At 48.1% G+C, this 14,099-nt stretch carries 12 protein-coding genes and 1 tRNA gene; 3 read left to right on the forward strand and 10 right to left on the reverse strand.

Annotated features, from left to right (window positions below; all coding sequences use genetic code 11):
- Positions 1–25 precede the first annotated feature (25 nt).
- Together O3C58_07375 and folK are read left to right on the forward strand one after the other, a co-directional pair.
- Positions 26–1,267, forward strand: a complete 1,242-nt coding sequence (locus tag O3C58_07375; protein ID MDA0691673.1) for an LL-diaminopimelate aminotransferase — start codon at positions 26–28, stop codon at positions 1,265–1,267.
- 241 nt (positions 1,268–1,508) lie between these two features.
- Positions 1,509–2,006, forward strand: coding sequence for a 2-amino-4-hydroxy-6-hydroxymethyldihydropteridine diphosphokinase (folK, locus tag O3C58_07380; GenBank protein MDA0691674.1), 498 nt, complete (start codon positions 1,509–1,511; stop codon positions 2,004–2,006).
- On the opposite strand, the gene thiI is transcribed toward folK, so the two are convergent.
- The 6 genes from thiI to O3C58_07410 all read right to left on the reverse strand — a co-directional run bounded on the left by thiI (position 1,991) and on the right by O3C58_07410 (position 8,191).
- Positions 1,991–3,187 (reverse strand): tRNA 4-thiouridine(8) synthase ThiI, encoded by a 1,197-nt coding sequence (gene thiI / locus O3C58_07385; GenBank protein ID MDA0691675.1) that lies wholly within the window; start codon positions 3,185–3,187, stop codon positions 1,991–1,993. The genes folK and thiI overlap by 16 nt on opposite strands.
- Positions 3,184–4,398, reverse strand: a complete 1,215-nt coding sequence (locus O3C58_07390; protein MDA0691676.1) for a cysteine desulfurase family protein — start codon at positions 4,396–4,398, stop codon at positions 3,184–3,186. The genes thiI and O3C58_07390 overlap by 4 nt, the downstream gene beginning before the upstream one ends.
- Before the next feature lie 5 nt (positions 4,399–4,403).
- Positions 4,404–4,958 (reverse strand): UbiX family flavin prenyltransferase, encoded by a 555-nt coding sequence (locus tag O3C58_07395; GenBank protein ID MDA0691677.1) that lies wholly within the window; start codon positions 4,956–4,958, stop codon positions 4,404–4,406.
- Positions 4,955–5,575, reverse strand: coding sequence for a dTMP kinase (gene tmk, locus O3C58_07400; GenBank protein ID MDA0691678.1), 621 nt, complete (start codon positions 5,573–5,575; stop codon positions 4,955–4,957). Before tmk ends, O3C58_07395 begins: the two co-directional genes overlap by 4 nt.
- Before the next feature lie 161 nt (positions 5,576–5,736).
- Positions 5,737–8,046, reverse strand: coding sequence for a methyl-accepting chemotaxis protein (locus O3C58_07405; GenBank protein MDA0691679.1), 2,310 nt, complete (start codon positions 8,044–8,046; stop codon positions 5,737–5,739).
- The gene (locus tag O3C58_07410) at positions 8,033–8,191 is read right to left on the reverse strand and encodes a hypothetical protein (protein MDA0691680.1); all 159 of its coding nucleotides are present in this window, start codon (positions 8,189–8,191) and stop codon (positions 8,033–8,035) included. The genes O3C58_07405 and O3C58_07410 overlap by 14 nt, the downstream gene beginning before the upstream one ends.
- Positions 8,192–9,136: 945 nt before the next feature.
- Between O3C58_07410 and O3C58_07415 the strand changes: the two genes are divergently transcribed.
- Complete coding sequence (locus O3C58_07415; GenBank protein MDA0691681.1) at positions 9,137–10,270, forward strand: cache domain-containing protein; 1,134 nt, start codon at positions 9,137–9,139, stop codon at positions 10,268–10,270.
- Between the two features lie 502 nt (positions 10,271–10,772).
- Here O3C58_07415 and O3C58_07420 read toward each other — a convergent pair.
- From O3C58_07420 to O3C58_07435, 4 genes are all read right to left on the reverse strand, one after another.
- A complete protein-coding gene (locus tag O3C58_07420; GenBank protein MDA0691682.1) occupies positions 10,773–11,720 on the reverse strand; it encodes a site-specific integrase in 948 nt (315 codons plus the stop codon).
- A 118-nt stretch (positions 11,721–11,838) separates the two neighbouring features.
- Positions 11,839–11,925, reverse strand: a tRNA-Leu gene (locus O3C58_07425).
- A gap of 60 nt (positions 11,926–11,985) precedes the next feature.
- Positions 11,986–13,041 (reverse strand): lysylphosphatidylglycerol synthase transmembrane domain-containing protein, encoded by a 1,056-nt coding sequence (locus O3C58_07430; GenBank protein ID MDA0691683.1) that lies wholly within the window; start codon positions 13,039–13,041, stop codon positions 11,986–11,988.
- Entirely contained in the window at positions 13,038–13,967 is a 930-nt protein-coding gene (locus O3C58_07435) for a bifunctional riboflavin kinase/FAD synthetase (protein ID MDA0691684.1), read from the reverse strand. Before O3C58_07435 ends, O3C58_07430 begins: the two co-directional genes overlap by 4 nt.
- Positions 13,968–14,099: the final 132 nt, after the last annotated feature.

Raw genomic sequence — 14,099 nt, forward strand, 5'->3', positions numbered from 1 at the left:
TTTTTGTATCTGGAGAGACAACACCATGTCGGACAATGAAAGTTATATTCAATCCCTTTTCGCCCAAAGGCTGGGCGGAGATCAATTTGGCAAAGATACAAAAATTTATAAATTCGAAAAAATCAAACGCGCAAAACGGGCGGCACTGGATGAAAATCCAGGCAAGGATTTATTCGACATGGGTGTCGGCGAGCCGGACGAAAAGGCTTATCCGGGGGTGATCAAGACATTGCAGTTGGAAGCGGAGAAACCAGAAAATCGAGGTTATACCGACAATGGGATTCAGGAATTCAAGGATGCCGCCGTCACTTATATGGAAAACGTTTTCGGGGTGAAAGGCCTCGACCCAAACAAACACGTCAATCACACCATTGGTTCCAAACCCGGTCTGGCGATGGTTCCTGCAATTTATATCAATCCTGGAGATGTCACCCTGATGACCGTTCCCGGCTACCCCGTCATGGGCACCCACGCTTCCTATCTGGGTGGCGAAGTTGTCAACCTCCCATTGCTGGAGGAAAATAATTTCCTCCCCGACTTGAAAAATATCGACCCCAAAATCGTCGAACGGACGAAACTGCTTTATCTCAACTACCCCAACAACCCGACCGGCGCCACGGCCACCCGCGAGTTTTTTGAGGAAGTGGTCGAGTTCGCCAAAAGAAATCAGATTGTCGTTATCCAGGATGCGGCCTACGCGGCATTGTCCTTTAACAATGAACCGTTGAGTTTTCTTTCGGTTCCTGGAGCCATGGATGTCGGGGTCGAGTTTCATTCCCTTTCCAAGTCTTACAACATGACGGGTTGGCGCATTGCATTCATCGTCGGTAATGAACTGGTCGTTAAAGGCTTGGCCCACGTGAAGGACAACATCGATTCCGGGCAGTTTGCGGCCATCCAGAAAGCGGGAGTTTATGCCCTCAACCATCCCGAGATCAGCCGTGAGATCCTGGAAAAATACCGCCGCCGATTGACCCTGATGGTGGAAGCCTTAAACTCCGTCGGGTTCAACGCAAAACTTCCTGGGGGTTCTTTTTTCCTTTACGTCAAAGCGCCAAAAGGAATCGAAGGCGGGCAGGAGTTTAAAACTGCTGAAGATTTTTCCCAGTTTATGATCAAAAAAATGCTGATCTCCACCGTGCCCTGGGATGACGCCGGACATTATGTGCGTTTTTCAGCAACGTTTGCGGCCAAGGAATTGGCAGACGAAACCCGCATCATGAATGAAATTAAAACCCGATTGTCATCGGTAAAATTTATTTTCTAATTTTGGCCAAAGGGTAGGTAATGCGGATGATCTTTTAGCAGGTTGCTGAAAAAGAGAAAAATCCGTCAGCGGGTTAAGTTTTACAGGTTTTTGCTTTTAAGTGGCACAGCCTTTCCAGGCTGTGCGCACAGGCTGGAAAGCCTGTGCTACTGGTTTTCTTAAATTAACAGTAAACTTGAAATTAACATTTTAAGGTCCCAAAAGTAGTTTTTCAGCAACCTGTTAGTATCGGTTCCCTTTCATGAAAAACATCGCGTATATAGGGATGGGGTCCAATCTGGGTTCGCGTTTGGAAAATTGCCTGCAAGCCACGACCCGGCTTGCAGAGCATCCAGCCATTCATGTCATTGCCCGTTCTTCATTTTACGAAACAGAGCCCGTCGGAAAGACAGACCAAGGGTGGTTTTTCAATGCTGTGGTCCAGATAAGCACAGAACTGAAACCTGAGGCTCTGCTACAATCGTTATTGGCCATTGAAGCGGCGATGGGCAGAATCCGCAATGAAAAATGGGGACCGCGAATCATTGATCTGGATCTTTTGCTGTATGAAGACCGGATTTTAAAGACCCCTCGGTTGAAAGTCCCCCACCCCGAAATGACGCAAAGGCGTTTTGTGCTGTCGCCTTTATGTGAACTGGCTCCTGATACGATTCATCCCATCTCAAAAAAAACAATTCAACAACTTTTATCCGAGTTGCCGGAGGAAAACAAAGTTTTTAAAATTCACTCCGCAACCTGACTGTCCAGCTTAACCACTTCGGTTTTATCCATCGCCTCCTGCATCAGGTCCTTCCAGGGGAAAGAAGATTCATCTCTCTCCAGTTTTTTTTTCTTGCTTCGGGTAGCGGGCCGCGAAGGCATGAAAACCGAGCAACAATCCGGATGCTGCTCGATGCTTATCGGATAAGTTGCAATTTTTTTCGCCTCAGCAATGATGTACTGCTTGTCCAAGCCAATCAGCGGCCTGAAAACACTGGTGGTCACGACAGAGGAAACGGCGGCCAGGTTTTCCAACGTCTGGGAAGCCACCTGCCCCAATGACTCTCCGGTCACAAGTCCAAGACATTTAATTTTTTCAGCCATTGCCTCACCGATGCGGTACATCATCCTGCGATACAGGACCACCCGGTTCTCCGGAGAACAATGACCGCGAATGGCCACCTGAATATCCTGAAAGGGAACCACATAAATTCTCCCCCGTGACTGATAGCGGTTGAGAATTTTTCCCAGCTTGAGAACTTTGTCGTGCCCTCCCCTGCCCAAAAATGGTTGATTGTCGAAAAATATAAAATGCACTCGGCATCCTCGGCGCATCATATAAAATGAGGCTACCGGACTGTCGATGCCCCCTGAAAGCAAGCTCAACACCTCGCCGGAACAGCCGACGGGCAGTCCCCTGATTCCAGGAATGCGATGGTCGAACAGAACCGTTTCCTTCTGCCCCATTTCAATTTCTATCACCACTTCCGCTTCATTTAGACTGACAGTCAAGCCTTTATCAGAAAGGGCCGCCATGATACGAGACCCCACCTCAAAATTAATTTCTGGAGAGGTTTTAGGAAACAATTTATTGTTCCGTTGCGTCCGCACACAAAATTTAAACCCTTTACCGGCTTCCATACGGGTCTCGAGCCGTTGAATCCCCAAAGCCGCCATCTCTTCAAAATCGGGATTCACCGGATAGCCAATGCTGAAAGAAGCAATGCCAGGAACAAAAGCAAGGCATTTAGAACATTCTTCTGCAAGTTCGGCAGTCGTATCGATCACGATGCGACCGCGGGGAACCCGGAAACGAAGCCCCTCCAGGCCCTGCAAAGCCTTCTTGATATTGTCAAGGAGACAGTTTTCAAAAAATTTTCTATTTCGCCCTTTCAGGCCAATCTCATCGTAGCGGATCAGCAGGGTTCTGGCTTCATTCATTTTTCCGCCGTTCTCTTCATTCTAAAAGTTGGATAAAGGTGTTCATAAGCATCGCCAAACTCACCGAGAAACCGATCGACCTCTTCAATGGTATTCTGGCGACCAAAGGATATTCTCAGGCTACAGCGGGCCTCTGCTTTCGTCCGGCCAATGCCGGTGAGGATTTTTGAAGGCTCTTTGGAGTGGGCACTGCACGCGCTTCCCAACCCCACATAAATATTTTTTTCTTCCAGATGATGCAGTAGCACCTCTCCCTCAACGGGCAGAAAACTGAAATTGACTATTGACGGTGACTGCCGACTCACATCGTCACCAGCCAGGGAATTAAACCGAATGTTTAAATGCGGCACCCGTTCGGACAATGCCTGCAATCCATCAATCAGATGGCATCGTAGTTTTTTAAGGTGCAACTGAGTTTCCTGGACGCGTTCTACAGCGAGTTGGATGGCTTTCGCCAGCCCCAGAATTAAAGGCACTGGTAAGGTTCCCGAGCGCACACCAAACTGTTGCTTGCCCCCATGCATCTGGGGTTTCAAATCTACCCGGGAATCGTAAACCAGCAAACCGATTCCTTTAGGTCCGTTAATTTTGTGACCCGAGATGGAATAACCAGAAAGGCCGGGCCAAATATCCGGTGACAGGACAAGCTTGCCAACGGCTTGAACTCCATCCAGAAAAATCCGGGTTTGAGGTGAGCCGCTTCTCACGGCCGCAATAAGATTAACCGGATCATGAACCGTTCCCAGTTCATTATTGACATGCGACAAACAAAGAAGCCGAGCGCGGTTAGTTTTAAGCAGCGGGATTGCCCTGGGCAAATCCAGCCTTCCCTCTTTTTGCGCTTCCAATAAACAAAGAGGCTCGTTACTAAAATTTTCAAAATACTTCAACGTCTCCACAACGCTGGGATGTTCCAATCCCATATAGGCGGCCTTTTTATCGGGGAAGCAAAGCCCCTTGATAAAGAGGTTATTCGATTCCGTGCCTCCGCTGGTGAATACCAGACGATGCGTTGCAGGCACCCCAAGCGCCTCGGCAATTTCCTCCGACGCACTTTCGATGCGTTTTTTAGCGTCCAGGCCAAGCCGATACACAGCGCCCGAATTGGCAAAATCCAGCCGCATCGATTCTTCGATGGCTTGGATCACCTCTGGGTCCATTGGGGTTGTGGCGGCGTTGTCCAGATAAATCATTTCAGCGCAAATATCCATTCAAATTATGAATCGTAGGGCCGCACCAGATCCTGGGGCATGCCTATTTGATCCATGATCCTGGCAACGATGAAGTCGATCAGATCTTCCATGGATTTTTGGCCCTGGTAAAACCCTGGAGACGCCGGCAAAATCAATGCCCCTGCCTGATCCAAAGCCAGAAGATTTTTCAAATGGATAGTGCTGAAAGGAGTTTCTCTTGGAACCAGTATCAATTTTCTTTTTTCCTTCAGGGTCACATCCGCCACCCGCTCGATCAGGGTTTCTGAAACACCGGAGGCGATTCTGCCAATCGTGCCCATGCTGGCGGGAACAATCACCATCGCATCGCTCGGGAACGAACCACTGGCGATCGAGGTATTGATGCGGGAATTTTTGTTAACGGTGACATTCTCCTTTTCAAAATAAGAAACTTTCAAACCCAGCTCCAGGTTCAATAGCTCCGCTCCCCGCCCGGAAACGATGACATGCAATTCCGCCTTCGGTTGCAGACAATCGAACAAACGTTTGGCGTAGCATGCCCCGCTCGCTCCTGTTATTCCCAGCACAAACCGTTTCATTCTTTACCTTTCAAAAGTAGCAAATCATCCACCTCGGTGCGTAATTTGGCATGCACCTCGTCTGGAGGCGGTGCTGTATCGATGCGGCGGATGATGGGATCAGAAAAAGAATCAAAGATTTCCTGGACCTTTTGCAGATAGTCCAGTTTTTCAAATGAAGATTTCTGCGATCGTGACGCCTCGATCCTTTGCAAACATTGCTCCGGGGAGGCGCTGAACAAAAACACCAGATCGGGCTTGGGGGCAAAGGCTTCATTTTCCCGGCAAATCCGCTCAGGGTCCAACCCTAATGCCCCTTGATAAGCCGCCGTCGAATAGTAATAGCGATCCAGAATAATGACTTTATTTTGATGCAGGGCGGGCTGGATATTTTTTTCCACATCCTCTTTACGATCATTGATAAACCAGGCCAACTCCTCCTCACGGCTTACCTCGCCCCTACCCTCCGTCAGGAGTTTGCGGATCTTCAGCCCCCAAGGGCCCTTGGTGGGTTCGAATAGTTTTAAAACGGACAATCCCCTGGCCACCAAATAGTCTGCCAGCAAACGGCAATGAGTGCTTTTCCCGGTGCCGTCGATGCCCTCAAAAACAATCAAATACCCTCGGCTGAGTTTCAATTTACCCTCATTTATCGATTAAATAGCTTATTTCAAATGAGTTTATTAGATAATCTCAACGGAAACAACCGGTAAAGGAGTGCTCAAAGAAAAAGCCGCCCACCTCATAAAGGTGGACGGCCTGCAAACCAGTTAATCTTTTAAACTAAAACTTCCAATAATCAGTATTTAAACTGACTGACCAGCTTCTGCAAACTCACAGCCATCCGCGAGAGCTCAGTGGCCGCTTCCTGAGTTTGACCCACTCCAGTGGAAGTTTCCTGAGCGGCCCTGGCCACCCCGGAAATATTCTCAGAGATTTCCGCACTCCCTTTGGCAGTCTCATCGACGTTACGGCCAATTTCCGCTGTCGTCGCCGTCTGCTCTTCCACGGCACTGGCGATGGTGTTGGAAATATCGTTGATCTGATTGATGATTTGAGTGATTTCACCAATCGCATCGACGGAACTTTTGGTATCCTGCTGAATGGCCTGGATTTTTCGACTGATATCCTCCGTGGCTTTGGCGGTTTGGTTCGCCAGTTCCTTGACCTCATTGGCCACAACGGCAAACCCTTTTCCCGCCTCGCCGGCACGAGCCGCCTCGATGGTGGCGTTCAGCGCCAGAAGGTTGGTCTGCTCCGCAATGGAGGTGATGACCTTGATCACCTGCCCGACCTCTGCGCTGCTAGCACCCAGTTTAGCGATAGTCGCATTGGTGGTTTCCGCCACGCTAACAGCGGATTTTGCCACTCGGGCCGCTTCGTTGGCGTTCTGGGCAATCTCCTTGATACTGGCGCTCATTTCATCCGCCCCGGTTGCCACCGTTTGCACGTTTCTGGTGATCTGCTCGGATGCCGCGGACACCACATTGGCCTGGGCGGACGTTTCTTCCGCATTTCCAGCCATGGTCTGGCTTACCGAGGTCAATTCTTCTGAAGAACTGCCCAGCGTCTGCGCCATATTCGCAATCTCGGAGATATTGTTTCGCAGGTTCTTGAAGAACCCGGACAACCCTTCTCCCATCCGACCGATAGCATCCTCTCCCTTAACCAAGATCTCCTGGGTCAAGTCACCCTGGGAAGCCTGGCTCACAACCCCAAGAATGCTGTCGACCTTCTCACGCAATTCCTGGGTCTGTTTCTGATCTTGCTCTACCATTTCCTGAGTTTTTTTCTCATTGGCGACCTTTTCCGTTATAACTTCCCACGTCACCATCGGTCCCAGATAATTTTGATCCTTGTCATAAATTCCGGAGATCAACAAATCAAACAATTCCGGTCCTACCTGAATTGTTGCCTGATGCGGCAGATTTTTCGGGTCGGAAAGGATCTTGCGTACATTCGCCGGGTTCTTGTGAAAAATATCGATGGATTTCCCAACCAGATCTTTCACCGGGGCAGAAAGATGCTGGCTCAGCCCGGAAAGGACTTTGGTTCCCGCTGGATTCACATATTGCAGGTTAAGATCCTTATCTGCGTACATCATGTTGCCTGGATTGTTTTCCACCATGCCAGCGACACGGGACATTCGGTTATCTGCTTCTATTTTCTCCGTCACGATTTCCCAGGAAACCATTGGCCCAAGATAATCATGATTCTGATCGTAGACAGCGCTAACGGCAAGATCTACCTTTTCCGGCCCCACATCAATCAATGTCTTGACGGGTAAGTTCTTCGGATCAGATACAATTCTGCGCTGATGATCCGGATTTTTGTGAAAGATATCGATAGATTTTCCGATGATACCTTCAGCATCCACCGGCAGGTACTTCTCAAGCTTTTTCATAATTATTTTGGATTCTGCGTTCAGGTATTGAACCTTCCAATCCTTGTCAGCAAACATGGTCCCTTGCGGCGTATTTTCCATCATCGAAACGATCTTAGCGGTTTCAGTTTCTGATCTTTTCATCGAACGCATGAACATCCAGACTCCAGCAACCATCAAACCCACCAGAATCAAACAGAATGCCGTGATTCCGATAACACTGTTCACCATGGAACTGTTTGCCGCCAGTTGCGCATCGATAGGAGATATGACTTCAAGAACGCCTCGCACGTCATTGAGTTTCCAGTCATTTTTCGGGGTATCGGCACGGGTATTGTGGCAATTGACACAGGCCTCGGCAACCAGTTTATCCGCCACCGCCACACGCACAACCTCCTGACCACCCAGGTTTTCCTGTTTCACAAAGGGTTGGTCGGGATTGGTTTTAAAAAAAGCCAGCGCTTCCTGACCAAAACCGTCCAGTTTCCTGTTTGCACGGTTTGGAAATGGGTATTCGCTATAAAGTTTTAATTTGATTTTGTCATCGCCCTTTTCGCTCAACAACTCGCTCATATCATGGATCAAGGTTGCCGGCAGAGGAATCGCATCCGGCATGGTTTTATGATCGTAGGAGATCTTCAAACCCGTATTATTGCCTTTTACCTTATTGATGACGCTTTTAACGTAATAGGCTCTCAGAGTTTTGAACTGATCAATGATTGACAAGGCATTCAGCTTGCTGCCTTCCTCGGTATTTTGGAGGCTCGCATTCGAAATGTAGATAATAAGGCCCAACAATACTGAAGGCCAGAACACCCACGACCGAAAACATCATTTTTGCCATGTGCTTCTTTAAAAACTCTTCGCTCATTACTCTTCTCCATTTTGATAGAACTTGCCGGAAACCATTTTAAAAGTATATAGAATCACCTAAAGACGATTTTTGTACAAACGATAGCAACAGTTCAAATGACCATACCGAACACTTATATAATATTCGACCAATGTAATTCTGTAAATATAAATTATTGTTTTATAAGGGTATTACACGTTTTTGGGTTAATAAGATTTTAAAGGACTTCCAAATTTCCCAATAAATCTTTCTCCAGTCAATAATATTAACCTGTCAATCTTATCGACCAACCCGCCATATTTCGGTAGTTTTAACCGTTCGGGAATGATTTACCGATCGCCGATATTTTCAACTTAAAAATTGGCATTCCGAATATTTAAAAACCATTTTTTTATAGACCCTTCCTAAATTTTAAGGTAATAATATCAATAATTTAATCAAAAGAATTCCTCGTAGCTCTGCTACGGGGTTTCCTTTCACATTCCCCTCCTTTGCAAGAAGAGCTTTGCATAAGTGGATATTTGCAAGAAGGCTATTGACATCCAGAGGATGCCATTGGTTTTTGGTGGAAAAGAAGTTTCAGGAAAATCCCCCTAACCCCCTTTAAAAAGGGGGGAACCTGTGCTCCCCCTTCCATGAAGGGGGCCGGGGGGATTTATAAACTCTCGGCATTAACAAAGATGACCAGTGCTTATGCAAAGGTCTCCTTTGCAAGGAGGGGAATGTGAAAGGAAACCCCGTAGCAGAGCTACGAGGAATTCTTTTGATTAAAATCCGCGAAATTTTACCCACCTTCGATAAAACTGTAAAAACTCTCCCCTCAAAAGGCTTGATTTTCCGCGACATAAAAAATTACATTGAAGCTTATTGTAAGACACTGGTACCATAAGTATATGTTTTTAAATTGGTTTTAGTTTCAACCCCAGCCAAAAACCCCTTGGACAGCTTAAGGACATAACGAAAGTGGAAAAATCTAAATTCTTCACTGCTATCACTCATTTTTGTAAAAACCTGAGACAAAGTCGAAGCTGTGTTTACATTATCAGTTCCTTGTTGGTTTTGGGGGTTATCGGGTGGTTAGGTTTTCGCGCCGTAGAATTGGAAATTAAACAAGGTATTCAAAATTCACTCGAAAGCACACTGGCAGCCAATCTTCAATCCCTCGAAATCTGGATAGAAGATAAAAAACTGGACACACAGGTTTTAGCCGCCCAACCCGAAATTCGGAAAAACATGCTCTCCCTCATTAAACTTTCCGATTCAAAAAATGTGTCAGCTGAAAGTTTGAAGCAATCCAGGGAGCTAAAATGGCTCCGCGAGCATTTGGGCGCCGCCTGTAAAAAATATGACTACGTCGGATTTGTTCTTTTCAACAATACCGGGCTTCAGGTGGGAGCCTTACTGGAGGAACCCGTCGGGAAGCGACAGTTGGTGGGGCTGTCGGATTTCTTTTACCGATCCATGCAGGGAGACACCGTCCTGTCTCATCCCTTTATCAGCGAGGTCCCTCTTCCTGATGATAACGGAAACTGGCGGTCCAATTCCTCGACGATATTTTCCTCAACTCCCATCCGCAATGATGATGGCGAGATCGCAGGTGTCCTGGGGCTTCGGATTCGACCCGAGAACAATTTTTCCCGGATATTGGAAACAGGCCGAATTGGGGAAACAGGAGAAACCTATCTCTTTAACCGAGACGGACTCCTGATATCTTCCAGCAGATTCGAACATCAGCTGAGACAGGTTGGTCTCATTCCAAACCAACCCGACAGGCATGCCATTCTTAATATAGAGATCCGTGATCCGGGAGTCAACCTGACCGAGGGACTATCTCCCGCCCTGCCCAGCCATCAGCAACCGTTCACCTTGATGGCCGCCAGCGCCATCAAAGGGGAGAGCGGATTCAATGTCGAAGGGTACAACGATTATCGAGGAATTCCGGTGGTTGGCGCCTGGAAATGGGTGCCGAAATATCACTTTGCCATCGCCACGGAAGTGGATGCCGCAGAAGCTTTCAAACCTTTGCGGTCGCTGACTCTGTGGTTTGGATTGTTATTTGGTCTTCTAGTGTCCCGTGCGGTTAATGGGCTTAGTTAATTTCTTGTTTTTTTTTGCCCTTGATACAGATTGCAAAATCGATCTTGCGGTCTTCTTCCAAATAAAAGGTTTCGCTGAATGCGCATTGTGAACTTTGATAAACCTCTTGATTTTATCTCGCAAGTCCTGGGTCGAAGTGAATATCCCTTGAGTGGCTTCTTTGGGGATTCTCTCCACCGTCATCCTCAAAACTTCGAGAACCTTTTTCTCCGACAACTTTTTAGGTTGCCCGGAACGAGGCCGGTCTTCCAAGCCCTCAACCCCCTCCATTCGAAACCGTTTGCGCCAATGGTAAACAGTTGGGACACAACAACATTCCGATTCGGCCACTTCCTGGGCAGAGTAACCCGATCCGCTCAAGAGGATTATGCGGGCGCGAAAAACAAGGTTTTGAGGAAGCCGTTGCCTTCGGAGAAGAGCTCTCAGTAAACTTTTTTCTTTGTTCGACGTTGTAAACTCTGCAATGGTTCGTGACATAAAACCATTATAAAGCATCCTCTAATTAGACTAAATGACTAACCGCACGGGACACTAGGTAGGATGCGGCTGAATGTCTCAGGTCATGAAATGTAAAATCTTCGACTTCTGCCCTCTTAACAGCGTTCACCCAGGCGGTACGGATGCAGATCGATTTATCTGGTTGGCCGAAATGGTGGAAGATAAAAGAATCTGATTCTTGGAAACCACGTTCAACGATACGCCTCACAAGTTCCATGGCAGGGCCCACAAGCGGGACCACCCTCCTCTCCCCGTTCTTGGTCTCTTGTATAACGATCCTTTTCCCCCTAAGGTCGACATCTTTTCGCATAAGCCCCAGTATCTCCCCTTTTCTCATCCCTGTCGACAACGCAAGAACCACTATGGTGAAGAGGTGGGGACTTCGGCTCTCTCTGCAAGCCTCCAGCAGTCGCGCTCTTTCCTCATCATCCAGAAACCTCACACGCCCTCTCGGTTCCTTAAGCTTCCTTATTTGCATCACGGGATTTCGGTCTGTCCACTGCCACTCTTTCCAAGCGACAGTAAATGCATGACTAAGTATTGCTAGGTATCGGTTGACCGTTGATGGGAGTCGTTTGGTTCCATAATGTGTCTTCCCTTGGGCCAGCTTGGTTCGGCACTCAACAATCATAGCGGGTGTAATTTGATCTAGGGGCAGATTCCCCATCTCCCTGTTCCACCACCTGAGTTGCTTTAACGGACATTGATCCTTTTTCTGGGGAAGAACTTCTAGAATGTATTTATCAATGAGGTTGGAGAGTGTGTGATTGTTAGGAAGGACGTCTGTGAAAGTCTTACCTAACTTGAGCCCGGCTTCCCTCTGCTGTGCCCATAGGACTGCATCAGATTTCTTGTGGAAAGTAGCGAACTGGGAAGGGTGACCTTTGATCCTGACAATGGCTCTGTAGCGAACCTTGCCGGTTGCTGTCGTGCGCTTCTGTATTGCAGCCAAAAGAAAATCCTCCACAAATGTACCAAGAGTGCACCATGAAGGATTTAATAAACTGATAACTGAAAATTTGATGAAAAATAGATCTAGGCTAAGAGCTTGTTATAAAGCTCCTTAGAGATGGTGCCGAAGAGAAGACTCGAACTTCCACATCCTTGCGGATACATGAACCTGAATCATGCGCGTCTACCAATTCCGCCACTTCGGCATATCGGGGTTTGATCTTTTGGAGCATTATGAATTCTATCTCTTAAAATTTCAAGCCATATTAACGCGGCGGCCCCGATCCCTCGACGATTTCTTCCCCTTCCTCCACCTTGACCAGAGTTTTTACCGACAAATGATCGTGCAGGACAAAATAAAACCCGGCAATCAGAATAACTCCGAAATTCACCGCCCAGACCACCATGCCGAAACTCACTGCCGTCAACTCCGGCTCATGCATGATGTCGTGCAGTCCGATCAGTATCGCCGCATTGAAAGAACCCAAAAAAGCCGGTGTCGGCAGAACCACGATCAATATACACACCAGCACCGTGACCACCAGCACCGATTCCAGGGATTTGTTGGCCAGATCATAAGCAAAGTAAAACGGATAATAGCTCGCAACAATCGAAGCCCACACCAGAACCGTGTAAAGGGTGATCCTGAACAAGGCGGAAACATCCTTGGTGACCCTGCACCCGAGGCTGAACTCTTCGACCAGATACTCGACCTTGTCATGCCATTTTGCAGGAAGGTGGCGGGTGAACCAGTGGATGAAGGTCATTAATTTTTGCTTGTGGGCAACCATCATATAAATAAAGCCGATCAGAGCCGCCACCAGAACCGCGCTCAACTCACCAAAGCGGACGGCCAGTGTTTGCAGGGAAACCCCGGATATGGCCGCATGGGAACCCAATAAATCTGTATTGAAGCCAAAAACCCAGGCAAATAACAGCAGGATGGCAACGATGTCGAACAACCGCTCGACGACGATGGAGGCAAAAGCTCCAGAGAAAGGGATGTCGTGTTTTTTTCCGAGAAGGTAAGCGCGGATGAATTCACCCGCCCGGGCGGGAACGATATTGGCCATATAGCCGACCATCAAAGGACCGAGCAACCCGGCAACCGGCACTTTTTTCATCGGCGCGACCAATAGCTGCCATCTCAGCGCGCGAAACATGAAACTCAACAGCAGGATGGCAACCGCCGGAATGAGGTAAATATAGTCTACCGTTTTGAAGGAATCGGCCAGGTCCTTGAATGCAACATTGCGCAGAGTGTAGTACAGCGCCGCCGCTGTCAGGGCCAGTCCGATGATGAGGTTCCTGGCAGTTTTCATAGCTCTTCCTCCAAAATGGCTTTGGCGGTCTGGATGTCCTGTTTGATTTGCGCGACCAGTTCCTCCGCAGACTGAAAAGCCATTTCACTGCGAATGCGGTCCACAAACGTCACCTCGACCTCTTTTCCGTAAATATTTTGATCGAAATCAAATATATGCACCTCGACGCTCAGCCGGTCGCGGTTAAAGGTCGGGTTGAAGCCGATATTCACCGCCCCCTGAAAGCTGTTGCCCTCAAAATGAATATGAACTGCGTACACCCCGGTTCCGGGAATCTGCATTTTGGTGGTGTCCAGATTGGCGGTGGGAAAGCCGATGGCTTGCCCTGTGTGATGCCCGTGCACCACCGGACCGCGAATGGAGTAATTCCTGCCCAAAAACCCCCTGGCCGCTTTCACATTGCCTTCTTCGATCAATTCGCGAACATGGGAACTGCTCACCAGATGATCGTTCAACTTGATAGGGTCCACCACGTGAACTTTGAAGTCAAACTCCTCTCCCATCTTTTTGAGATAGGGAATCGTTCCCTCGCGTCCGCGACCAAACGCATAGTCGAATCCGACGACAATTTCCCGGACGCCGATGAGGCCCACGAGGACATCCTTGGCGAAATCTCTGGGTTGCTGGTCGGCGAACTGGCGGGTGAAATCGGCGCAGATCACCTGATCGATCCCACAGCCTTCGATCAATTCCATTTTCTGGCGAAAGGTGGTCAGAAGCGGCGGGACTCGTTCTGGAGCGATGATTTTCAAAGGATGTGGCTCGAAGGTGAAGACAATCGAAGTTCCTGTATTTTTTTGCGCTATTTCGGCGGTTTTACGGAAAATGATCTGGTGCCCCATATGGACTCCGTCAAAATTGCCAATCGCCACCACCGGGTAAGAAACAGGCTTGACGATATTTTTCGTTCCGCGAACAATTTTCATATTTAAACGACGTTTCCTGTCTGAGTAAAAAGGCGAGAGGTTAACTGGTGTGCTGCCTCAAAGTCAACCTCGGATCCTTGTAGAAATAAAGACTATTGTTTGCTAGAATCAATCCCAACCTTGCAATACTTT

This window comes from Nitrospinota bacterium, from assembly GCA_027619975.1.
In the GTDB taxonomy this organism is placed as follows: Bacteria; Nitrospinota; Nitrospinia; order Nitrospinales; family VA-1; genus JADFGI01.

What these genes read in the sequence shown, in the direction of transcription:
- O3C58_07375 (MDA0691673.1), top strand. Translation starts at nt 26, where the DNA reads ATGTCGGACAATGAAAGTTATATTCAATCCCTTTTCGCCCAAAGGCTG.
- folK (MDA0691674.1), top strand. Translation starts at nt 1,509, where the DNA reads ATGAAAAACATCGCGTATATAGGGATGGGGTCCAATCTGGGTTCGCGT.
- thiI (MDA0691675.1), bottom strand. Translation starts at nt 3,187, where the DNA reads ATGAATGAAGCCAGAACCCTGCTGATCCGCTACGATGAGATTGGCCTG.
- O3C58_07390 (MDA0691676.1), bottom strand. Translation starts at nt 4,398, where the DNA reads ATGGATATTTGCGCTGAAATGATTTATCTGGACAACGCCGCCACAACC.
- O3C58_07395 (MDA0691677.1), bottom strand. Translation starts at nt 4,958, where the DNA reads ATGAAACGGTTTGTGCTGGGAATAACAGGAGCGAGCGGGGCATGCTAC.
- O3C58_07410 (MDA0691680.1), bottom strand. Translation starts at nt 8,191, where the DNA reads ATGAGCGAAGAGTTTTTAAAGAAGCACATGGCAAAAATGATGTTTTCG.
- O3C58_07430 (MDA0691683.1), bottom strand. Translation starts at nt 13,041, where the DNA reads ATGAAAACTGCCAGGAACCTCATCATCGGACTGGCCCTGACAGCGGCG.
- O3C58_07435 (MDA0691684.1), bottom strand. Translation starts at nt 13,967, where the DNA reads ATGAAAATTGTTCGCGGAACGAAAAATATCGTCAAGCCTGTTTCTTAC.